Consider the following 21549-nt stretch of genomic DNA (forward strand, 5'->3'; position numbering starts at 1 on the left):
ATGTGGATAACATTTTTGGTAATTTACCATATGTATAAATAAGCGCACACCCTACTGCGATGTGAATAATAACAAAAAGAAAAAGGTACATTTTCCCACCTCTTTTTCAAATGGTATCATGTATTAATTTGGAAAGTAACCCCATTATTAAAAAAAGCCGCCCTTGTCAGAAGAACGGCTAATTCTGATCATTTCATATAAAGGTATCCATAACATATACGCCACCCATAAACATTATCCAGATGAGAACCGGCAAACCGAAAGATTTCAAAGCATTCCTCCAGCCTCCGATTTGTTTTCGCTGTAAAACATTATCCGTAACAAAAAATAATAAAGCTGCAGCTAAACTGTATCCAAGCAGAATTAATCCAAAAAGCAGGTGAAGTAGTAATGAAATAGAAAATTCCAGTTTCCTGTTGGTATGATTCGAAATAAATAAAGCTATGCAGTCACTAATGATAGAAGTTACTGTGCCATAAACCAGGATGATCGGAATGCTGTACATAAGATAGAAGGGAGTAGACAGTAACACCCCCTGAAAGTACTCTCCGGCTGAATTAACTTCTCCGCCAAACGGATCCACTATAATCAGGCCTAACATAACGGCGAACAGTGATCCTGTTATAGATGCAGCTATTATCTTTCTTGCAAGCATTTTACTGATATTGTGTTTGATAAGAGATCACTCCCCGTTATGAATTTGCATGGATAATACATGCGACCTTTTCACCAAATATTAAAAACTATAAAGACCATAAAAAATGCAACAGCTATCCTCCCAATCTGCCATAATACAAAATTTCCTTTATCGCTATTTACCTTTCCTTCATATATATCACGTTTGATCGTTTTTGAAAATATTAACACTTTCGCTAATGACCTCGGTGACATCACCAGGATAGCTGATTTTCTATAGATAATCCGCTTTCCCATTGACAGGCTCTTTAATGTCTCCTTGATTTGATTCCGCCTGCACAACAAAACAAAGTGCCTGCATCTGTCTGCTGTTAAGCAGACTGACACAGGCACCTATCCGAATTTAATTAACATCCTTCACAAGCTCTCTCATTGAGTTTAGCTTCGAGCTCAGCTCAAAGAACCATTCTTCATCTCCCGTGGAAAGAGCAAGGTCAATCAGGAAATGAATCTGTTCCTTGTTGGCTACTTTCGCCGCCGGCATTTTTTTAACCTGCTTGCTCTGCAGCGGAATAATTTTGCCTTCAATGGTTTTATTATCACTCGAAATCACCTTTGTCTTAATAATACCTTCTTCCAGGTTTTCGATATAGCCAATGATTAGCTCCCCTTCACGGGATTTGCCTTTAACCCAATCCCCTGCTTTTAAAATAGCATTCTGGCTGGACATCATATTCTCCCACCTCTTTTTTAATCTGTAATATTTTTTGTTACATTTTAATGATGGAAAGCTTGTTAGCTCCCAATTAATTTTCTTTATAGATTAAGTCAACGATATCTTTTATGGTATAGTGCTTCAAATATTCACCGAGATGTTCCTCTGCGCCTAAGAAAATGCTGATCAGGACTCTTTGCATATTGGCACCCACTACACACGCCTCATTTGAATCCGGACACTTGGGCTGTAGAGCACCTTCAGATGTAATCTTATAAATATCCCAAAGATTCACTTCACTTAAATCCCGGGCAAAAATAAATCCGCCGCCCGTTCCTTCTTTCGATTTAATAAATCCATGTTTTTTTAATAGACTCAGGACTTTTCGGATGCGGACCGGATGGACACATGCGCTTTCAGAAATTGCATCGCTTGTTGACATGCGATCCAGCTGCAGAGCGAGATACGTTAAACTGTGAATGGCAAGAGTAAAATCGCTATTCATGGCCGGCCTCCTATATTGTGCTGTATACTGTCATGTTATGATTTACAGATTAGCTTGTCAAGAAATCAAAGCAGTTCCTAGTTAGCCAATCTTTGCAGTTCATTGAACGAAAACGTACGGAATTTTCGCGGAAGAAAGCTGCGGATTTCATCCTCGTTAAAGCCGACCTGAAGCCTTTTTTCATCCACCATAATCGGTCTCTTCAGCATTTGAGGGTTATCAATGATTAATTGATATAACTCTTTCAGCGGCATGGAATCAATATTCACGTTTAGTTCCTGATATGCTTTTGATTTAGTAGAGATAATCTCTTCAGTTCCATTTTCAGTCAGGCGAAGAATTGATTTGATTTCATCGACGGTAAGCGGATCGGTTACAATATTTCGTTCCACATACTCAATTTGATGCTCCTCCAGCCATGCACGGGCTTTCCTGCAGGAACCGCAGCTGGATGATAAGAATAGATTCACCATTTAGAACACTCCTTCTATTGTGTTTAATTTTATGAAATGTAATAATAATGATTACAGTTTATGCAAAAAATATAATTTGTGATTGTTTATACTGTAATAATAATATTTACAGTTCAAAAAGTCAATATCACTTCTAACTTTTTAGATCACTTAAACCGAATTCCTAATAAAAATACTCCGGATAAACCGGAGTGTAAGAGTGCGATTGTATCTAGATTAACCAATTACCAATTCATAATGATAAAATTGCTCATCACGCTTAAAGCCCATTTTTTCATACAGCCTCTGAGCAGTAAAATTATCCGAAGCCGTGCTGAGGCTGATGCTCACCGCTCCTGTTTCGGCTGCAAGCTCTTTCGCTTTATCTATAAGTTTTTCCCCTATCCCCCCCTTCCTTGCTGCTGCGTCCACGTACAGGTCATTTAGTATCCATGCCTTTTTCATAGATACGGAAGAAAAAGTCGGGTACAGCTGAGTGAAACCAAGATATTTACCTTCCTCTCTCACCACAAATATGACAGAATCCTCCTTCTCTAAGCGTTCTCTTATGTAACCTGCTGCAGCTTCCAAATCGGATGCCTGGCTGTAAAATACACGGTATAAATTAAATAATGCCGAAACTCCTGCTAAATCCTCCATTGATGCTTGATAAATCTCCATTTTCATAGCCACCTTTATCTCTTTGATGAAACAATTATATAAATATTAAAAAATATTTGTAAATAAAATGTGTTCATGTATAAAAAAAGCCCTGAGATATTAGGGCTTACTTTCCGCTCCAACGAAAGAACCGCACTGCAAGGAATACAGACACCATTGCAATTCCAAGCAAAATAGCCACTTCAAACCCATATTCCGTAATAGGCGCTTCAGTCCAAGTTCCCCTCAGTAGTTGAATTACGTAATAAAGTGGAAGAGCTTTTGCTGCGTATTGAAGAACTGTCGGCATCATTTCAAGCGGAAAGGTCGCTCCTGAGAGGAAAAGCATCAGATTCAGAAAAAGAGAACTGATTGCTGCTGCAGCTTGAGCATTTTTAGCTAAAGATGTCAGGAATAATGCAAACGGAAAAAAGGCAAGGATGCTAATCAGTAAGGATAACAGCGTACTGCCCATATAAACCGGCAGAGTAAGATCATACAGAAGCATGCCAAAGACCATAAGAAGCAAGGCGGATATGGCAAAGATGACAGTCCCTTGAAAGGTGTGGGCGGCGAGGATTTTCCATGGCTGAAGCGGCGTTGACTGATATCTCCTTAAAACACCCGTTTCCCGGTAATTGGTCAATACGGTTCCCAGTGTAAAAAAGGAAGTGGTCACTATGTTGACGCCGATCCATGAAGGAACAAAGTATTCTGCGAAAGTCTTTTGACTCATGTTGTCCCCGACAAACATGGAACCGAACAGCCAAATCATCACAACCGGGAAAAGGAACGTCCAAAACACGCTCAGACGGTCTCTAAAAAACATTTTCGTCTCAAGATTGGCAAGTTTTACGATTGCATTCATCCGATTTTCTCCTTTTCTAAGTACTGGACAAACAAATCATCTAGGGATCCCTTCTCGAATTTGAACTCAGAAAGAGTGATCCCCTTTTCCTGGCAGTGAGTAAAAATGTGATAAGCCGTTGTCTGCTGGTCCTCACAGTATAGTTTGAATTCCTCCATATTGTTTTCCACTCGTTCAACACCAGGGAGGGAGTATAAATATTCACGGCTAAGGCCCGCACTCTTAAAGGCCAGACAGTCTGCCGTCCCTTCATTCAGCAGTTCATGTGGTGTATTCAGCGCTTTCAATTGTCCGCTGTAGATCATGGCGACCCGATCACAAAGCTGCTCAGCTTCTTCCATATAGTGTGTGGTTACCACAATGGTGCTGCCCCGCTCCCTTAACAGCCGGATCAATGACCACATTTCTCTCCTTGCTGAAGGATCCAGCCCCATGCTCGGTTCATCAAGAAAAAGAATCTCCGGTTCATGCAGGGTCGCCAAAGCGAGTGTCACCCGCTGCTGCCAGCCGCCGGACAGGTCGTCGAACCTTACATTCATTTTTTCGCTTAAACCAAGTAAGTCTATTAAATACTCTTTTTGGGTTGGACCTTCGTAGAAGGAGGAAAAGAGATCCAGCGCTTCTTTCACTTTCATTTTCTTCTGAATGGAAGTGGCCTGGAATTGAACGCCAATCCTTTTATTTAACTCACGAAGCTGCTTGCTTGGAACCAGCCCAAGCACTTCAACCTCCCCTCCGCTCGGGGTCGTAATTCCCTCAAGTATTTCAAGTGTTGTCGTTTTGCCTGCACCGTTCGGCCCGATAATCCCGAAGATTTCACCTTTGTAAACGGTGAAGGAAAGATTCCTTACTGCCCGGGTGGCGCCAAAATTTTTTGATAAATTGTTTACAGTAATAACACTTTCCATCTGAACCCTCCATTCATCTTTATATATTCAGTATAGGGGCAATATTTCCAATTGTCTCCAACTAATTGACGACACGCAGGATGAGTATGGTAAGATGCATTTTTCAGCTTCCGACTTGCAATTTCTTAATCAGACAGTGATGGTGTAAAAAAAATGCCTGCATCACTTATGATAAAGTGAGCAGGCATTATTACTATTTGATGGATACTGCAATTTCCAGGGTTTTGAGGGCTCCTTCAGCTTTTTCAATCTTATAGACAGTTTGGTCCTCCTGCCAGGCAAGAATTTGATCGCGGGAATGCTCGCTGATTGTGTCAAATTTGCCGGATCCATACATTTTAGGAGGCGGCAGCATGTTGCTTTCTAAGAATTCTACAATTTTCTTGGATTCGGTCAGCAGGATATCAGAATCCTCTGTCCGTGCCCGCGATGTAAATGCCCATCTTCCCTCATTCCAGCTAAGGAAAACGGAACCCGCCCCTGCATCCTGGTAACCTGTGATGGAATACCCAAGATCAACCGGCTCTCCTCCAATTTGCTCAAAATTCTGGTATGAAATTTGTTCAGAGGCCGCTTCCTTACTTTCATAATTCTGTCCGGTCAGAACCGCAAGGATGGAGTCATCACTTAACTGGTCTAATTTAGCGTCGTTTATCGGAATTACTTCTTCTGTCTGGAAAAAGATAACCTGATAAGAATTCTGATCAGAATCAGTTTTGGCTGTTAAATGATATCCCTCGTTCAACTTCAGTGTTTCAGGGAGTTTAATTGGAACATCTGTGCTCAATTGCTTTTCTATTTCAGCTATTACTTCCTCTGGAGTTGATGCTTCCTCTTGAGCTGGCTCCTCCTTTTCAGCCTCCGCGTTTTCATTTTCCTGATCGCTGTTTTCGACTTTTCCTTCATCTGTTTGTTCCTTAACGGGCGGTTCACTGGTGCATCCTGTAAGAACAATCAGTAAAGCCGCGATACAAATTGTCTTCATCTTCATGATTTCTCACCTCCTAAATAGTTTTCCCTAATGTCTATTTGCAAAACAGCCATGATATGCAGATTCCGTCTGTATATCCGCTCGTGACGGTATACCACGGACGATTCTTACTCCAGACATTCGAGATCCTTATTCAGCTTCTTCGATTCGTTTTTGAAGTAAAGATAAAAGCCGATCCAGGCAATCGCGTAAATAAATAATGAGATTGCGAGATATATAAAGAAGTTTTTCGTTCCAATCGGAATCCAGCCAATCCAACGCCCTAAAGTGAAATAAACAATCGTGACGGTAAGATAGTGCAGGGCTGTCTGCATGGGCAGACGGAGTGAGCGAATTTCAAAATAAAGCGGAGTAACCGTAAACAGCCAGCCGCTGATAATAAAACCTAATGCGTTTAGGATAAATGCCTGCCCGTCCAAAGTCGTCTGGCCACCGAAACCAATTAAGGCTATAGCTGAGGCTGTAGAGATGAATCCCCCAAAAAATATGCCAAGCATGCTTCTGTACAAAAATGTCCTCACTTCTTCTCCCTCCTGCTCATTTTTAAAATTTCTTTTATCCGTCCAACATAATGGCGTGAAGCATATTCCTTCTCTCCCGATTTAAAGTGAACACAGAGTGTCCCGTTAAAGGATGGCTCAAAGTGACTCATAGCATAAAGATTTGCTATGACAGACTTTGATATCCTGATAAACCGGTGAGAAGGGAGGGATTGTTCAAGTTCATAGAGCTTTTCCTTTACTTTAAAAATTCCTTCAGGGGTTGCAGCTGTCACAGTGTCACCTTCTGATCGAAAAAATTGAACGTCATCAGGCTTTATTAAGTGCTGGTTCTCTCCATCCTTTCCGACAATAATGCCGGTTTCATTCTTTCGAAGGTACTCGAGGATTTCCTGAATATCCGGGGTGATTTCTTTGCAGTGTATTGTCACGGTGGTTTCCTCGTTGCGCGGATCGAGGTCAATCAGTATTTTCATGAAGGAGTCCTCCTTTCCATCAGCTTCTTAATTTAAGTATAGATGGCTGATTTCCAATTGTCACCAGATTCAAGGCAACACGCATGACCGGCAGGATAAGCTGCAGGTAATTCCTCCCTCCTGCAGGCTTAAAAAAACCTAAATCACGTAGGATTTAGGCTTCTATTTGATATTTAGTTTAGCTGGCCCTGATTGCCAATGAACTGTTTTGCAGGCTATCGGAAAACATGCTGTATGCAATGACCTTTTGTCCGCGCTGTTTAACCACATCAATTCGGTCATGATAGCTAAAAACGAACAGCTTGTCACCTCTTTCAAGAAACTCTATAACTATAGGTGTCCCACTGATCTCCGGCCGTAGAAAAAGCTGTTCGCTGCCAGGGTGGATATAATGCTTCTTAATAAATATTCCTTCATTGAATTGATTGATAATCTGAAGTTTTTCCTCACCTTCCAGCCTGCCATCTTCAACTGTAACTATAACCTCTTTTACATCAAGCCTTGAATGAGTTTCAAATTTCCTGATCAGCCAATTAACTGTGCCAGTTGGCATACAGGTCAGCACGATTTTCAGAATACTAGCGAGAATAATAGGAACCACTATTGCCCATGTCAACTTTTTTCATCTCCAACAATATTTAGAATCTCCAAATATAAACTCCAAGGGAAGCTAATCCCATAAAAATAATGACCACATATATTAAGGTTAAATTGGTGGTGTTCCGTTTTGTTGAACTTCCATAGTTTTCATCAGATTTGCCTGTCAGAAGCAAAGTCGAAACCACAGCAAAAATCAAGATTAATAGTACCAGTCCAAGCATTATTCCCATGCTGCGCACCCCTTCCTTTACATCAATACCTATATAATATCGCAAACTAAAGAATAAACAATCCCACTTTCATTATAATAGCCAGCAGGCTAATTTCTCTAATTAAATATGAAAATATTATGTTATTATTATCAAAGACTAGCCTTAAGCGGGGAATTTAATGAAAAAGATAATCAGATTGATCATTGCAATTAGCTTTCTTTCATACATATGTGCCTTAATCGTATTACTCTTCTTTCTATCGAGAGGATTTTGGTCTGGCATGCCATTAATGGAATATATCAGGTATTCTTCAAACTTTGTGCCGTTTAAAACAATTAACGGGTATGTGGTGTCAATTTCCAATGTAAGCATGAATTTAGACATTCCTATAAAAAACCTTGCCGGCAACGTTGCTGCATTTTTGCCAATGGGATTTTTCCTGCCCTATTATTTTAGAAAGCTATACAGACTTAAGACGTTTACCATTACCATGACTGTCATGATTCTTAGTGTGGAAGTTATCCAGCTGGTTACAAGACGGGGAAGTTTTGATATTGATGATTATATTCTAAATATCATTGGAGCTCTATTGGGTCTGGGAATATGGAAGGCAGTGACAGCCCTTAGGGCACGTAAAAATGCAGTGAGCGCACAATAAAATGCCTGTCTCCCAGTGTAGACAGGCATTTCCATTACTTTGCTTTTTTTAAAGCTAATATAATCAGCAGCAGTCCATTTATGGCCAGCATAATTACCGCCAATATGGCTAAACAGGCAATATCAGGCGCAAAAACAGAGATGGAATGCCAAGGGGATGATGTGATGAATGTGAAAAGCGGGATTATGGCAGCTGAAAGGCCAATTAATACCAGCCCTAAGAAAAGACACACTCCCTTTTTTATATGCTTTTGGTTTCTGATTCGGTTTCCTAAAAAAATTGAAAGCAGAATCAGCAGCAGAATGCATCCCAGCATAATGTATTGGACGTCCGAATTAAGGCTGGGCACTTTTTCAGGCTTCTCTCCATTCAAAAGACTAATGATATGTTCCTTCAGATAATAAAGACCCTCTTCCTCCATAACATGATTCTTATTTGTCAAAATCACGCCGCCCCATCCGGTTTCCGGAATATAAAAGACTTCTGCATGCGAATCAGGGGTAGAGCCAGAATGCCAGATCATTTCTTTCGGAGTATCCGGATTGGAAATGCGAATTCCGAACCCATAATACCGGTCTTCACCTGTTTGAACCTGCGGAGTCATATATAACTCCAAAGTTTTATCACTAATAAAATGGTCCGGCCCGTTTCCGCTCAATACTTTGACGAATTGTACCATATCTTCAGAGCTGGCTGTAATGTATCCGTAAGGTGCGCCAGCATCATCATAGGCTGCAGAATTTTTCACCGGCAGCCCAAACCAGGACTGATAACCGCGGAGATACCCTTTCTTATAAGCTCCCTTTATATCCGCTCCAGCATTTTTCATTCCTAAAGGCTGAAAGATCTGCTGTTCCATATACTCTGAATAGGAAATACCCGTAAGTTCTTCAAGTATTGCACCTAAGATTAAGAAATTAGCATTGCTGTATTGATGCTTCTCACCAGGTTTAGCAGTCAGATCGACTTCTGATAACTTCCTGACTTGATTCTTAATAGCATTCCTGCCTGTTAACTCTTTATCTGATAATGCAAGACCATCGTACGTGCTAAACCCGCTTGTTTGTGTGAGCAAATGCTGCACAGTGATTTCGGCAGCTTTCCCATTGTTCAGCTTCAGCCAGGGAAGATATTCCTGAACGCTGGCATCCAGGCGGATGGTTCCATCATCAGCTAATTTCATTATGGCCATTCCCGTTAAAGACTTGCTTATGGAGCCAATTGTAAAAGGAGTTTGTTCTGTAACCTTCTCCTCTGATTCTCCAGTAACTCCCCATGACTGGGAAAAAAACAGTTCATTATTTTGAACGATGGCAACCGAAGCACCCGGAACCTTATATTCCTCCAGATAATCTTTAATTGCCTTCTCTATGTTCATTTCTATTCCATCTTCAGCTGAAGCCGATTTTCCAAGAAAAAAACTAAATGAAATGAACATAAAAAGAACTGCTATTACCTTTAAAAATCTTGACCGTAAGACAGCCATATTACCTCTCCTCTATCAATGACCTTCTATCATTAATATGACCTAATTTAATATTATCTTTATTTGGAAGGCTCTAAAATGAGCCTCAGCATGATTTTGCAGTAGGTCTTGAGATGTAATAGGCTGGATTCTTCCCATGTTCATTTAGAAAAAGTGCAGGTATTTGCGTATTGATGAAGTGTACACACGGGGCAGACAGACAAATGAAAGCAGCAAACCTTACTTCCTTATTACTCTTCTTCTATCTCGTTACTGGGATACATGCACTGGTTGTGGGCGGATGCATACTTTATCAGAGACACTCATTTTCCCAGGAGGACTGAGCAGAAATGGTTAAATATTTAGATTACACCTCTCCATCTTTAAATTACTTTTTTGATTTGAATAAAAGCACCCTGGTGAAAAAAGACAACAGAAACTATATAAATGTAATGGGAATTCAGCAATTAAACACGCTGGAGGATGTCTCGCTTCTTGACATCTATCTAAGCCAAAATAATGTAATAGAACCGCATTATCATCAAAATGCTGCTGAGTTGGTTTATTGTATATCGGGGGCAGCTACTGTGTCATTGCTTAACCCATTCACCAAACAAATCCAGAACTATTACATTACTCCCGGACAGGTAGCCAATGTGCCTCAAGGCTGGTGGCACTATGAGGTAGCACATACCGACGGCACTCATCTGCTGGCCATCTTTAATGCTCCTGCTCCGGAGGTGATCCTGGGATCTGATATTCTCAAATTAACGCCTTCCAATATTATGGCACATACTTATTGTATGGATGAAAAGCAATGGAAAAAGACCATAGCACCTGTCCGGCCTTCAACCTTTATCGGCCCTGCTAAAGATTGCAGCAGGTATACTCAGGAACCAAACAAGCCATACCAATACAACCAGCCATATTATCCCCAGCAAATGTATTATTATTAAAAACTCCGCCGGCATGGATAGTACCATGCCTGTCTTTTCAGGTCTTCAGCGTACAAGCCTTCCGCTGAATCCCAACCTGGACCTATTGCTATAATTGTGCAAGTAAAAGAGCTCCAATCTGATTTCTTATCATTCAAGATCTTGAATAATGGAATTTTCAAGTAATTAACCGTAGTAATTATGAAACAACCTAACAATAAGGAAGATACTCACTATTCCCCAAGCTGTAACACCCACTATCCACCAAACTATAGATCTGGCTTTTAATGTACTTTCTTCACTCTCCTTATTTGCTTTTATAAAAGCAAGATTATTTTCCATACTTTTCTTCTTAAATATAAGAAAAATGATTCCAATTATAATGAATCCACTCGTTACCCAAAGTAATAAGTCCACCTTTCCACCTCCATATTTTTGCAAATTATGCTAATAGCCTTAATAATTAAGGAAAATGACGTGTACCAATACACACACGCCATTCTATCTATAAATCTCCTGAAAACGAAAACCGAACAGGGCTCACCCTATATCTGCTCTCGGCTGACATAAGTCCCGGCAATCAAATCATGTATCGCCCTCTTGTCTTCTCTAAATATGACCATAAATATACTGGCCAGTGTTGTGATACCGAACGTCACATTTGCCAGTAAAAATTTTCCGATCATTTCTCTTAGAACCATCGTTTTCAAGGTCAAGCCTTCTTCATCCATTCGGCAAACCTTGATCTTAAATATGCGCTTCCCGATGATATAACCGCTCCAGACAAGGGGAATGAATGTTAAATAAATTGTATAAATCGTTGGCCAGGTCCATCCCATCATCCAATTAAATGTGAGATCTCCCGTTATAAAAAAGAACACTGTTGAGATGGGTATAGTAAGGATGAGATTATCAATAAGGTCTGCGGCAAACCTTATGCCAAATCCCGCATTCTGTTTCTTCATTTATCTTCTCCTTCTTTATAAAAAATTCTATAAAACTCTTAATCCCACTTCGATAATCAAAAACCTCATCCGGAACTTCAAGCTGAATGTTATTAATTTTAACAGTATCGTCATCAACCCATTCTATAACAGCTTTCTCCTCCCTATATTGCCAATAGATTTTCCTGGATTTTCGGTTTTCTTTATTAAAAATTAATTCACCCAAAATTGCATAAGACACTGTAGCACCTTCATTAGATCGATACGCTCTAACGGTATAAGTGCCATCCGGAGAAGCGGCTTCCGCAATGAACTCCTGTTTAAATCGGCTCCAATCATAAAATAGCCAATACACACCATAAGCAAGAACACCTGTCAATAATAAAACAAAACAAAGTATTGCCATCATAACCTTACAGCGTGCCAGATTTATTTTCATATCATTTGTATGTGATGCCAACTGGTTTCCCTCCTAATACAATGATCCTCCAGATTTATTAATGATTGGTTCAGTAAATATTTGGGTAACTTAAAATCAACATCGTGATTAAGGAGGATTTTAATGAAACTGAACCTTATAATCTCGGCATCTCTCTCAGCATTATTGCTAACAGCCTGCAATGGTGACAAAGTAGAAAATCCGCCTGAAAATGCACCTGCTGAAAACGAAAATAAAGAAGCTTCCAATGAGGCTGCATTTAATTTTACGAATTTCGACCTTGAGGTAGAGTACAAAGATAATAAAACCATTGATGTGGATTATGAAAATGAAAAAAACGGAATGGAAGCTGCATATCAGGATGACCTTGCTGACGAGAAGTTAACATCAGATGAAGCGATGGAGAAGCTTACTCCAATTTTTGAGGGGCTTTCGTTTGATCAAAATACAGAAAATCAAGAGGTCATTAACCAGGTAAAGGACGCATTTTCAGTTGATGACAATTACCAAACATTCGAATTGGAAGTAAAATTCCCGGATGGAACGGAAAAAGAATATTCAGAAACGAAAACTCAATAAAAATGAAATGAGCTCAGCGCATTGCCTCCTGAGCTCATTTGACATGCATCAGCAATCCCTGGTATCTTGGCACTCACCTATAACTATGCTGCATTTGTTTACAGCGGCCAATTTCCCCCGGCAATTCTCAGCATATACAGGTCTTCCGCTTAATCCCAACCCGGTCCTTTGATTCCACTTTCTCAATATATTCCTTGGCCAAAGGCACTTTGCAGGCTGTATTTCCTACATCTACATGCACTTTTCCGATATGTTCAGCAACATTCTTCGCTTCCTCATTCAGCTCTGGTACATAAGAGCCCACTGAAATAACAAAGCCGTTCATAACATACCTTACTCTATTTTTTTCATCATGAATGGTATTTTTAACTTGTTCCAATAATGCTCTTATTTCACTAAGATCAAGCTCGTCATCAGGTGTGATGGACACATAATTAGAATACGCGCTCCAGCCGCAGACCGAAACCATTTCATCTTCTGATTTGATCCACTCCCGGGCCAATTCAAGAGCATAATCACTTTCCGCTGCCACCTGGGCAACTGTATACTCCGCAATCATGTACCAATAGGCTTTTTCAGCCCATTCCTGTAAAGTCTCTTTTGTCATTAGCTTCGGATTGACAGATAGTCCTGCCAGATACATCGCATCATGATTTCCTGATTCAAATAATTGAAGTGCCAGCCCGTGATCCTTCTTTACAAACTTCACCAGCTTTTTCAAATCTCCAACCTTCACGCCAAAATAAGGCTCCTTCACCCCATGATTCATGAAGATCCGTTTCGTCTGATCAGACCCAAGCTCCTCAAGCTTTTGCATAATTTCTTCATAAGTCATCTCTCTCACCCTTTCAATCCATTGCTTCCTTTACATTATCGGCCATGTTTAAATGCTTTTAGCCAAAAATCGGGATGTTTTTATGCCGGGCTTTCAAAAGGCATTTTTATCACACTTACTCCTCAGCAGTGCTACTGATAATTTTTTACATACTGCCCTTCTTGAAAGATCTCTTCCGCCCCCAAGGCTGTCCACTCTTTCGGAGTGCTGTCAGGATGCAGCTTAAGATAAGAATCGACCATTTTGTAGCCTTCACTGTAACCATAATGGCGCGGAAGCTCACCGCCGCCCATAATAATTTGGCTGGATCGATATCCATCCACCTTATCTAAGTCTTTTTCAATCTTGGACCAATTGGTTTTATTAAAACTTTGATTGATGGGAGTAAGCTGCCGAATATCAGGATAAACCAGCTTTTCAAACATGACTGCTTTACCTTCGAAGATTAGATTATCCAAAACGGTTACGTCCAGATTTCCATCATAAAGTTCTTCGGTCCATACACTATGATGGTATTCATGAGCGATACCCATCCTGATAGTTTCCCCGGTATAGTATTTATTGTAGAAAACAGTTATTTTCCCGGCTCCAGCGTTTACCATAAGAGGCGTATCCTCAGAAAGCTCAACTGGAAATACACAAACAGCCGTTTCTCTCTTACCCGGTAAAATATCTGAGGACTTCAGCAGAGCCTCTTTAATGATCTCATTTGTTTTGTATTCATTAATCTTCTCAATAACGCTCTGAATTTCCTTTAAATTTTCAGGTGCTTTATCCAATATCGGGTCCGCCATATGAATGTACTCCTCGTCTTCGAAACAGTTATCATAAACAGGAGAAATGACTTCATCTTTATAAATTGAATATTTTGAGCTGGTCTCTGCCTTTTCTACTCTATCCGCGTAACTGCCGAATAGCTTATAGGCATTAACAATTTTGAACTTCTGCTTTGTCTCCGGATGTTCAAACGAGTAAATAAGCTCTTCCTCAACTGCAGGCTCATTATCGTGCACCGCACTCGATTCCTCTTTTTCTGAACAGGCAGCCAGTGTAAACGCCATGGCCAGCAGAAGCACACCTGTCCTCAAAAGTGAAATTCTCCTCAAATATGCCCCTCCATTCCACCTATTGCTTTTTCATAATTTTACCATCAAATTTGGCGAATTGCAGTTGCCAATTAGAAAAGGTCTGTCAGACATAAATGGCTATACTTCCCTTACCTTCCTGCAAACATAGACCATTTCATGGCTATCGCAGGTAATAGGGGTCTCCTTCCAATCACTATAAATATTCACAATCTCCAATCCGTTAGAGGAAAGAATCCTGTCCATTTCTCTCGGAAAAACATATCGCAACTCTATATTAGTTCTTTTTTCATCTATTTGTTTTCCTTCTTGATCATAAAATTTTCGAATGGTGGTATAGTGCTGTACCTGACTTATTGAGTCGTACCTGCTGATTGTATAAACATCAACTTTATTTTGATTATCCGGGTCGTTATACGTTTTCCAATATTCTTCATTTGCAGGCTGCAGCAGCTCTTCTCCATTGGGAAACCTTGTTCCAAATACAAAGAGGCCGCCAGATTCCAAATGTTTATTAACAGAAGATAAGAAAGCATCCTGATCTTCATTCGTTAAAAAATGCTGAAAAGAATTTCCGACTGAAAACATGAACTTACTTTTTACACTAAGGCTGAGCCTTCTGCAATCCTGCTCCACCCAATCGATTTGCAGACCCAGCTCCGCAGATTTCTTCCTTGCAAGGTCCAGCATCCCTCTATGTACATCAACACCGATTAAATGATGGCCCTTCATTGCAAGCGGAATGGTTGCCCGTCCTGTCCCGCATGCTAAATCAATGATGGGTCCATCCGTTTGTGAAGCCCATTGCAGCAGATAGGGAATTTCCCCTTGAAAGAGACCATTCTCTTGATCATATAAAAGTGGATCATTGTATTCCTCTGAATTTTTCATATTATGCCGATTTAATTCTCCCTTCCATCTTCATACGAGGCTTGATTTTTTGCTTCAATTTTATGAGGTTCCCTGCTGTCTTTCCTTATCAGACCAGTATCCAAGTCATCGAATGGGGTAAAGCCGCTGCTTGAGCCGCCTCTCCCGGACTTGAATATGGGAAAAAGAAGAATATTGATCATAAAACCTAATACAGCAATTAACAAAATATAGAGCTACTCCACCTCAAATCCATTATTTCTTAAGCATCCATATAACAAAAACTATCCCCAATAAGAGTAAACACAAAATAAGTCCTGGAACAACTATATTAGACACCATTTATGTACCTCCTAAGAAAATACAAGTTTAGTACTCTTTCTTTATCTAAACTTTTAATTAAAAACCGTAAAAATCACTCATGGATATTTGTTGCAATTTTTCACAAAAAAGGATAATTTTAATTCATTAAGAATAAAATGTTACATCTGTGCAAAGAGAAAACGAGAAAGAACGCTATGAAAAAGGGGATTGAAACTATGCAAAAGTATAGAAGGAGAAACACGCCAGCTTTCACTTTTTTGGCCTACTTTACATTAATTGCCGGTGTTGGTTTGTTTCTAATCGGCCTCTATAATGCCGATATGCAACTCAATGAGAAAGGTTATTATATTGCGGTCATGCTCCTGGTTGCAGTTGGATCCATTCTTACCCAAAAAGTGACACGGGATAATGCTGAAGATGCGGAAATCCTGGCAGAGCAAGAGCGCAGATCAGCTAAGATTGATTAATAAATAACTCTATCATGTTGAATAAACAAAGTGCCTGTTGAAGATGACAGGCACTTATTTTTCCCATGTATCCAGCGGAATCTCATAATCCCGAAGCATCTCGTAAAATGCAATTCACTTCGCATACCAGTCTGCATGTAAATTCAGCACAATTACTTTGTCCCCTGCTAAACTAACCTCAAGCTGGACCGGAGCACCTTCTTTTGTTCAGCTGAGTGACTGACTCCACCTCTTCCCACGGATAATTTTCAACAGCTCTTATATTTGCTGCGCTATTTATATGAATCCCTTTTCGTCCACATAGGTATACACATCAAGAGACAAATAAAATATGAAAAGAGACAGGCAGAACAAGGTAACTGCTGTTAAATTCAGCCATTTTGAAGAATTCATTTCTCTGGAATATAGAAAAAGCCCAGCCACAGCGAACAAAAGAAAAAACCCTGCACTAAAAATCACATATGATAGTTTATAGGTGATAAATGCTAAGAAATATTGAGGATGAAAGTAGAATTTATGAATGAAGTTAACACAAATGATGCTAATGGGGATGACACTTAAAATGTAAATCAGGCTTAGGCTGAATATAGGTATTAAACCTTTTTCATGCGCAAGCTGAATTTCCATCACCCCACTATTTTCCTTATATTACCATATAAACACAAATATTTATATAGCTGATTTTGTGTTTTGATACTGATGCACAGAATACTCAAGAGCCCACCATCATACATTAGAGCGAAAGTTGTTAGGGCAGGTCACTAATAATAAGACGGGGGGCATAAATGGATGGCTATCAATGAAGAAGCGCTGTGTCAGCAATTCGCACGAACAATCGGCGGGCAGGAAGGGTTTGCTGGCGGGAAGTGTGTAGCAACGATTAATCGGGATGACCTGGAAGTCACCATTAAGGGGAAACCCTTTAGCGTAACAGCTTCTTTCTCATTTGAATCGATGGATGCCAGGTCAGGAAGAGCATTATGCCTGGGCAGGGTGGCCCTTTTGCAACAAGAAGTTGATGGATTTGCTGCTGCCATTATTAAACAGGGAATAACCATTTCATCCGTACACAATGAGTGGCTATTTGATCAGCCCAGCCTTATTTACGTGAATATCCAGGATGTTGATCATCCAATCAATTTTGCAAGGAAAGTCAGAAGAGCATTAAAACGTTAAACATTTCATATGAAAAATAATAAAGCCCCATATAGAATGTGAACTAATGGGGCATTTCCTTATAACGCTGACTGCAAATCTTCAATGAGATCTTCCGCATCTTCAAGGCCAACTGATATTCGGATCAGGCCATCTGTAATTCCCAATTCCAGACGGCGCTCTCTCGGTATAGAAGCATGCGTCATTTTGGCTGGCAGGGAAATCAGGCTTTCAACCGCGCCCAAGCTTTCCGCAAGGGTAAAATATGTTACTTTCTTCAGCACCTCTTCTGCCTTTTCACCGCTGCCTGCATCGAATGAAATCATACCGCCAAATCCTCTGGCCTGCTTCGAATGAATTTCATGACCTTTATGATCTTTAAAACCTGGATAATAAACCTTGGAAACCTGCGGATGATCAGCAAGAAAACCGGCCACTCTTTTCGCGTTTTCTTCAATTTCTTCCATCCGAATGGCCAGTGTCCGAATTCCCCTGATTAACAGCCAGCTGTCCTGCGGTCCTAAAACAGCCCCGATTGAATTTTGGATAAAGTGCATATCTGCTGCAAGCTGTTCGGAATTCACCACAACCAGCCCGGCAACCACATCACTATGTCCGCCTATATATTTGGTGGCACTATGAAGAACGATATCAGCACCCAGTTCAATCGGATTTTGCCAATATGGTGTACTGAAGGTGTTATCCACGATCATGAGCAGGTTCTTGGATTTGGCCAGTTTAGAAATACCGGCTAAATCAGTAATCTTCAGCAATGGATTCGTAGGCGTCTCGACATAGATGGCTTTTGTATTTTCCTGTATTGCCGCTTCCACTGCAGCCAAGTCGCTAGTATCCACAAAGGATACATCTACATTATATTTCGTCAAAACCTTTGTCACTAAGCGGTAAGAACCGCCATATACATCATCTGTGAAAATAACATGATCTCCTGTTGAAAATAAATGCATGACAGACGAGATAGCCGCCATGCCAGAGCCGAAAGCGAATCCGCTGTGCCCGCCTTCCAGATCCTTTATTAATTCCTCCAGTGCATGCCTTGTCGGATTTCCGGTTCTGGCGTATTCATAAACGAAATTGCCCACACCATCTTGTTTAAAGGTACTGGCATGGTGGACAGGTATGGAGACCGCACCTGTATGTTCATCCCTCGAGATGCCGCCGTGAATCATTTGTGTTTTCTTTCTCATTGTATATCCTCCTCATAAATAGATTTACTTAAATACCGCTCACTGCTGTCAGGAAAAATAGTCACGATATTTGTTCCAGGCGGAGCACTTTCGGCTTCTTTCAACACTGCTTCAAAGGCAGCACCTGATGAACTTCCAACTAAGTACCCTTGCAGCAGCGCCAGCTCCTTCACTCGTTTGAACGCATCTTTATCTGATATGGTATGAATAGCGTCAAATAGACCTGTTTCCATGAACGGAGGCAAAAACTCCATCCCAATTCCCTCGGTTCGATGCGGTCCTGCCTTCCCGCCATTTAAAATGGAGCCTTCAGGTTCGACGATAACGGTCTTTATCTTTGGATTCTTCTCTTTAAGGTACCTGGCGCATCCCATGAACGTACCGCCAGTCCCTGCTCCAGCTGCAAAAATATCAATCTTCCCTTGCAGCGCTTCGTAAATTTCAGGTCCCAATGTTTCATAATACGTTTTGGGGTTATTTTCATTGCTGAATTGCTGAGGACTATAAGAATCAGGAATCTTCATGAGCAGTTCCTCAGCCTTCTTAATAGCACCTTCCATGCCTTCTTCGGTCGGCGAATTAATAACTTCTGCTCCTAACGCCTTCATTAGATTCTGTTTTTCAATACTGAATTTTTGAGGTATGACTCAGATGATTTTGATTTTCGTCCCAATAGCTGCAAGCGCTAAGCCTATGCCTGTATTTCCTGCAGTTGGTTCAATGACAGTCCCATTTTCCGGGAGAAGCCCGCCCTCTATCGCTGTCCGAATCAGCTTTTGCCCTAACCGATCCTTTACACTGCCGCCAGGATTAAAATATTCAAGCTTCGCAAAAACATTTACCCCTTGCGGAATAGCATAATGGCTGATTTTCACAAGTGGGGTGTTTCCAATCAATTCTTTCACACTGCTGTAATAATTCATTGTCAGCACCTCTGTTTTTTTACAAAGATTGTTTAATCTCTCCAATACATTGTTGGATATTATCTGCGTTTTATTTAATTCTTATTATTCCTACTTGTATAGTATGTTTTAACCGCTTTTTTTGTCAATTAAGAATTAAGAGATCATGCGAAGTTGCCAAGCGAAAGCTTTATTCATAGTATACCAATAAGTATTATAAGAATTAGAAGGAGTGATTTTTCGATGGGCCGTGAATTTGTTGACTTGTTTGACCATTGGGCAGAATCCTATGATCAGGCAGTAACCGGTAAAGACCTTGAATATCAGGAGGTGTTTTTGAATTATGAAAATATCCTTCAAGAGGTGGCCAATCTTGCAGATGGCAATGTAATTGAATTTGGTGCAGGCACAGGGAATTTGACACAAAAGCTTCTGGAAAAGGGGGCTAATGTAACTGGAATTGAACCCTCTGCTGCCATGAGGGAAATAGCACGCAGTAAACTTCCTGATGTTCCATTGCTGAATGGTGATTTTCTGGACTTTCAAGTAAATGGTCCCGCAGATGCCCTTGTTAGTACTTACGCTTTCCACCACTTAGAGGACGCCGAAAAAGCAGAAGCCATCAAAAAATACAGTTCTCTGCTTTCAAAGGGCGGTAAAGTAATTTTTGCCGATACCCTTTTTAAAAGTGAAGAGGTTAAACAGGATTTCATCAATGAGGCAAAAGTGAACCATTTTCTCAGTCTGGCACAGGATCTGGAAACAGAGTATTATACAACGATTCCTGTTTTGAAGGAGATCTTTCAATCCAATGGTTTTTCAGTCCAGTTTAAACAGCTCAATCGGTTTGTCTGGCTCATATATGCTGTAAAACTATAAAATAAGATACAGTCCTCCCTTAAAACCGACTTGACAAATATGAATTGTAGGAATTAAAATATGGTTATTATCTAATTATTGCCGATCAGTCAGCTGAAGGCCCTGTGGAGTAGCGATTTGCTGCTCTGCAGGGCCTTTCTTTTTTATCGGTGAAAAAGGCAGGTGAACCGTTAAATTTAGTTTTCACTTTTAAAATGGGGGAATGGAAAATGAAAAGCTGGAAGCATGTAAAGTCTTTTGTAATTTTTGTATTGATGATCGGTCTGCTGTCAGGATGCCAAGCCCAATCGGCGGGCAGAGGCAGTAATGCTGAGGATAAAAAGGAGGATAAGGCTCTAACAGTTACAATAGGAATCCAGCAAAGCATATGGCCTATTCTGCTAGCCAAGCACAAAGGCTGGTTTGAAGAAGAGTTTGAGAAAGCAGGAGTAAAAGTAAAATGGGCGGAATTCCAAAGCGGCCCTTCTTACTTTGAAGCAATTGCCTCCAACCGCATTGACTTTGGCCGGGTTGGAAATATTCCAGTTCTTGCAGGACAAAGCGGCGGAATTGACTTTAAGGAAATTGCTGTAGCCAGTACAGGGGAAAAAGGAGACTCAATTCTGGTGCCTAAAGACAGCCCTATTACTTCCGTGAAGGATTTAAAGGGCAAAAAAGTGGCGGTTGCAAAAGGAAGCAGTGCATACGGCCTTCTCTACCGCCTGCTGGAAAAGGAAAACATCAAGCCGTCAGAATTGGAAATCATCCAGCTTCAGCCAGATGAAGCACAGCCGGCTTTTGAAACAGGGAAAGTGGATGCATGGGCCATCTGGGAACCTTATCAATCCATTCAGGCAGTCAAAAATAGCGCAAAAGTCATCGCAAGTGGCGAAACAATTGGAACCTTCAGTCCCGGATTCCAAATTGTCCGGACACAATTCGCAAAAGAACATCCTGAACTGGTAGAACTTTATCTTAAGGTTACGGAGAAAGCAACAAGATGGCAGCTTGAAAACAAAGATGAAGCAACCGAAATATATGCAGACCTGAAAAATACGGACAAAGAAGTGATTGAGAGAGTGCTGGAAAACTCCGTGCCGGCCAATACACCGGTAAGTCCAGAAATTGTGGAGACCCAGCAGGAATCTGCTGCACTTCTATTAGAATTGGGAGGACTCAACAAAGAAATTGATGTTTCAGAAGTTGTTGAAAACTCATATATCGAGAAAGTCTTAGAAGAATACAAATAACCACTAATAACCCTAATCGAGTAGGAGGGGGTGACTAACCCCCGACCTCTCT

27 protein-coding genes and 1 pseudogene are annotated in these 21549 nt (G+C 40.6%); 7 read left to right on the top strand and 21 right to left on the bottom strand.

The features are described from left to right. Window positions 1-193: 193 nt before the first annotated feature. From AC6CHU_RS21340 to AC6CHU_RS21395, 12 genes are all read right to left on the bottom strand, one after another. On the bottom strand, window positions 194-655 hold the full coding sequence (locus AC6CHU_RS21340) for a hypothetical protein (RefSeq protein ID WP_251283555.1): 462 nt from the start codon (window positions 653-655) through the stop codon (window positions 194-196). Window positions 656-1039: 384 nt separating this feature from the next. Then, the gene (locus AC6CHU_RS21345) at window positions 1040-1369 is read right to left on the bottom strand and encodes an IDEAL domain-containing protein (RefSeq protein ID WP_498122743.1); all 330 of its coding nucleotides are present in this window, start codon (window positions 1367-1369) and stop codon (window positions 1040-1042) included. Window positions 1370-1442: 73 nt separating this feature from the next. Beyond that, a complete protein-coding gene (locus AC6CHU_RS21350) occupies window positions 1443-1856 on the bottom strand; it encodes an RrF2 family transcriptional regulator (protein WP_159862353.1) in 414 nt (137 codons plus the stop codon). Window positions 1857-1933: 77 nt separating this feature from the next. Further along, window positions 1934-2329: a transcriptional regulator SpxA gene (gene spxA / locus AC6CHU_RS21355; RefSeq protein ID WP_159862354.1), complete on the bottom strand. Its 396-nt coding sequence runs from the start codon at window positions 2327-2329 to the stop codon at window positions 1934-1936. Window positions 2330-2545: 216 nt separating this feature from the next. After that, entirely contained in the window at window positions 2546-2989 is a 444-nt protein-coding gene (locus AC6CHU_RS21360; RefSeq protein ID WP_159862355.1) for a GNAT family N-acetyltransferase, read from the bottom strand. Window positions 2990-3095: 106 nt separating this feature from the next. Further along, window positions 3096-3836, bottom strand: a complete 741-nt coding sequence (locus tag AC6CHU_RS21365) for an ABC transporter permease (RefSeq protein ID WP_159862356.1) — start codon at window positions 3834-3836, stop codon at window positions 3096-3098. Further along, a complete protein-coding gene (locus AC6CHU_RS21370; protein WP_498122744.1) occupies window positions 3833-4744 on the bottom strand; it encodes an ABC transporter ATP-binding protein in 912 nt (303 codons plus the stop codon). The genes AC6CHU_RS21365 and AC6CHU_RS21370 overlap by 4 nt, the downstream gene beginning before the upstream one ends. Window positions 4745-4937: 193 nt before the next feature. Next, window positions 4938-5735, bottom strand: a complete 798-nt coding sequence (locus AC6CHU_RS21375) for a hypothetical protein (protein WP_498122745.1) — start codon at window positions 5733-5735, stop codon at window positions 4938-4940. A gap of 107 nt (window positions 5736-5842) precedes the next feature. After that, window positions 5843-6256, bottom strand: a complete 414-nt coding sequence (locus AC6CHU_RS21380) for a DUF3021 domain-containing protein (RefSeq protein ID WP_498122746.1) — start codon at window positions 6254-6256, stop codon at window positions 5843-5845. Beyond that, window positions 6253-6711 (bottom strand): LytTR family DNA-binding domain-containing protein, encoded by a 459-nt coding sequence (locus AC6CHU_RS21385; protein WP_498122748.1) that lies wholly within the window; start codon window positions 6709-6711, stop codon window positions 6253-6255. The genes AC6CHU_RS21380 and AC6CHU_RS21385 overlap by 4 nt, the downstream gene beginning before the upstream one ends. 178 nt (window positions 6712-6889) lie before the next feature. After that, the gene (locus AC6CHU_RS21390) at window positions 6890-7327 is read right to left on the bottom strand and encodes a YfmQ family protein (RefSeq protein WP_498122750.1); all 438 of its coding nucleotides are present in this window, start codon (window positions 7325-7327) and stop codon (window positions 6890-6892) included. 22 nt (window positions 7328-7349) lie between these two features. Next, on the bottom strand, window positions 7350-7541 hold the full coding sequence (locus AC6CHU_RS21395) for a hypothetical protein (RefSeq protein ID WP_159862362.1): 192 nt from the start codon (window positions 7539-7541) through the stop codon (window positions 7350-7352). A 160-nt stretch (window positions 7542-7701) separates the two neighbouring features. Between AC6CHU_RS21395 and AC6CHU_RS21400 the strand changes: the two genes are divergently transcribed. Continuing rightward, window positions 7702-8181, top strand: coding sequence for a VanZ family protein (locus AC6CHU_RS21400; RefSeq protein ID WP_251283565.1), 480 nt, complete (start codon window positions 7702-7704; stop codon window positions 8179-8181). A 34-nt stretch (window positions 8182-8215) separates the two neighbouring features. Here the strand turns inward: AC6CHU_RS21400 and AC6CHU_RS21405 are convergent, their stop codons facing one another. Continuing rightward, a complete protein-coding gene (locus tag AC6CHU_RS21405; protein ID WP_498122751.1) occupies window positions 8216-9667 on the bottom strand; it encodes a serine hydrolase domain-containing protein in 1452 nt (483 codons plus the stop codon). 329 nt (window positions 9668-9996) lie between these two features. On the opposite strand from AC6CHU_RS21405, the gene AC6CHU_RS21410 reads away from it, so the two are divergent. Continuing rightward, on the top strand, window positions 9997-10602 hold the full coding sequence (locus AC6CHU_RS21410; protein WP_159862365.1) for a cupin domain-containing protein: 606 nt from the start codon (window positions 9997-9999) through the stop codon (window positions 10600-10602). Between the two features lie 165 nt (window positions 10603-10767). Here AC6CHU_RS21410 and AC6CHU_RS21415 read toward each other — a convergent pair whose 3' ends face one another. The 3 genes from AC6CHU_RS21415 to AC6CHU_RS21425 form a co-directional block, all read right to left on the bottom strand. After that, window positions 10768-10998 (bottom strand): hypothetical protein, encoded by a 231-nt coding sequence (locus AC6CHU_RS21415; protein WP_159862366.1) that lies wholly within the window; start codon window positions 10996-10998, stop codon window positions 10768-10770. A gap of 128 nt (window positions 10999-11126) precedes the next feature. Beyond that, a complete protein-coding gene (locus tag AC6CHU_RS21420; protein WP_159862367.1) occupies window positions 11127-11546 on the bottom strand; it encodes an RDD family protein in 420 nt (139 codons plus the stop codon). Then, a complete protein-coding gene (locus tag AC6CHU_RS21425) occupies window positions 11494-11985 on the bottom strand; it encodes a DUF5412 domain-containing protein (RefSeq protein ID WP_498122753.1) in 492 nt (163 codons plus the stop codon). The genes AC6CHU_RS21420 and AC6CHU_RS21425 overlap by 53 nt, the downstream gene beginning before the upstream one ends. Before the next feature lie 102 nt (window positions 11986-12087). Between AC6CHU_RS21425 and AC6CHU_RS21430 the strand changes: the two genes are divergently transcribed. Continuing rightward, a complete protein-coding gene (locus AC6CHU_RS21430; protein WP_159862368.1) occupies window positions 12088-12543 on the top strand; it encodes a YusW family protein in 456 nt (151 codons plus the stop codon). A 127-nt stretch (window positions 12544-12670) separates the two neighbouring features. Here AC6CHU_RS21430 and AC6CHU_RS21435 read toward each other — a convergent pair whose 3' ends face one another. The 3 genes from AC6CHU_RS21435 to AC6CHU_RS21445 form a co-directional block, all read right to left on the bottom strand. Next, window positions 12671-13378 carry a DNA alkylation repair protein gene (locus AC6CHU_RS21435; protein ID WP_159862369.1) on the bottom strand — a complete coding sequence of 236 codons (708 nt, stop codon included), beginning with the start codon at window positions 13376-13378 and terminating at the stop codon, window positions 12671-12673. Window positions 13379-13509: 131 nt separating this feature from the next. Then, window positions 13510-14484, bottom strand: coding sequence for a DUF2268 domain-containing putative Zn-dependent protease (locus tag AC6CHU_RS21440; RefSeq protein ID WP_498122756.1), 975 nt, complete (start codon window positions 14482-14484; stop codon window positions 13510-13512). 99 nt (window positions 14485-14583) lie between these two features. After that, a complete protein-coding gene (locus AC6CHU_RS21445; protein ID WP_159862370.1) occupies window positions 14584-15354 on the bottom strand; it encodes a class I SAM-dependent methyltransferase in 771 nt (256 codons plus the stop codon). A gap of 518 nt (window positions 15355-15872) precedes the next feature. On the opposite strand from AC6CHU_RS21445, the gene AC6CHU_RS21450 reads away from it, so the two are divergent. Continuing rightward, window positions 15873-16124: a YiaA/YiaB family inner membrane protein gene (locus AC6CHU_RS21450; RefSeq protein ID WP_159862371.1), complete on the top strand. Its 252-nt coding sequence runs from the start codon at window positions 15873-15875 to the stop codon at window positions 16122-16124. A gap of 789 nt (window positions 16125-16913) precedes the next feature. After that, window positions 16914-17300 carry a DUF1259 domain-containing protein gene (locus AC6CHU_RS21455; RefSeq protein WP_159862372.1) on the top strand — a complete coding sequence of 129 codons (387 nt, stop codon included), beginning with the start codon at window positions 16914-16916 and terminating at the stop codon, window positions 17298-17300. A gap of 59 nt (window positions 17301-17359) precedes the next feature. Here the strand turns inward: AC6CHU_RS21455 and AC6CHU_RS21460 are convergent, their stop codons facing one another. Both AC6CHU_RS21460 and AC6CHU_RS21465 read right to left on the bottom strand, forming a co-directional pair. Further along, entirely contained in the window at window positions 17360-18487 is a 1128-nt protein-coding gene (locus AC6CHU_RS21460; RefSeq protein WP_159862373.1) for a bifunctional cystathionine gamma-lyase/homocysteine desulfhydrase, read from the bottom strand. Then, window positions 18484-19410 (bottom strand): annotated as a pseudogene (locus AC6CHU_RS21465) (PLP-dependent cysteine synthase family protein). Before AC6CHU_RS21465 ends, AC6CHU_RS21460 begins: the two are co-directional and overlap by 4 nt. 222 nt (window positions 19411-19632) lie before the next feature. Here AC6CHU_RS21465 and AC6CHU_RS21470 point away from each other — a divergent pair. Together AC6CHU_RS21470 and AC6CHU_RS21475 are read left to right on the top strand one after the other, a co-directional pair. Then, complete coding sequence (locus AC6CHU_RS21470) at window positions 19633-20268, top strand: class I SAM-dependent DNA methyltransferase (RefSeq protein WP_159862375.1); 636 nt, start codon at window positions 19633-19635, stop codon at window positions 20266-20268. 209 nt (window positions 20269-20477) lie between these two features. Then, window positions 20478-21497 (top strand): aliphatic sulfonate ABC transporter substrate-binding protein, encoded by a 1020-nt coding sequence (locus AC6CHU_RS21475; protein WP_251283575.1) that lies wholly within the window; start codon window positions 20478-20480, stop codon window positions 21495-21497. The last annotated feature ends 52 nt before the right edge of the window (window positions 21498-21549 follow it).

The sequence above is a fragment of the Cytobacillus sp. GQ23 genome (assembly GCF_059758675.1).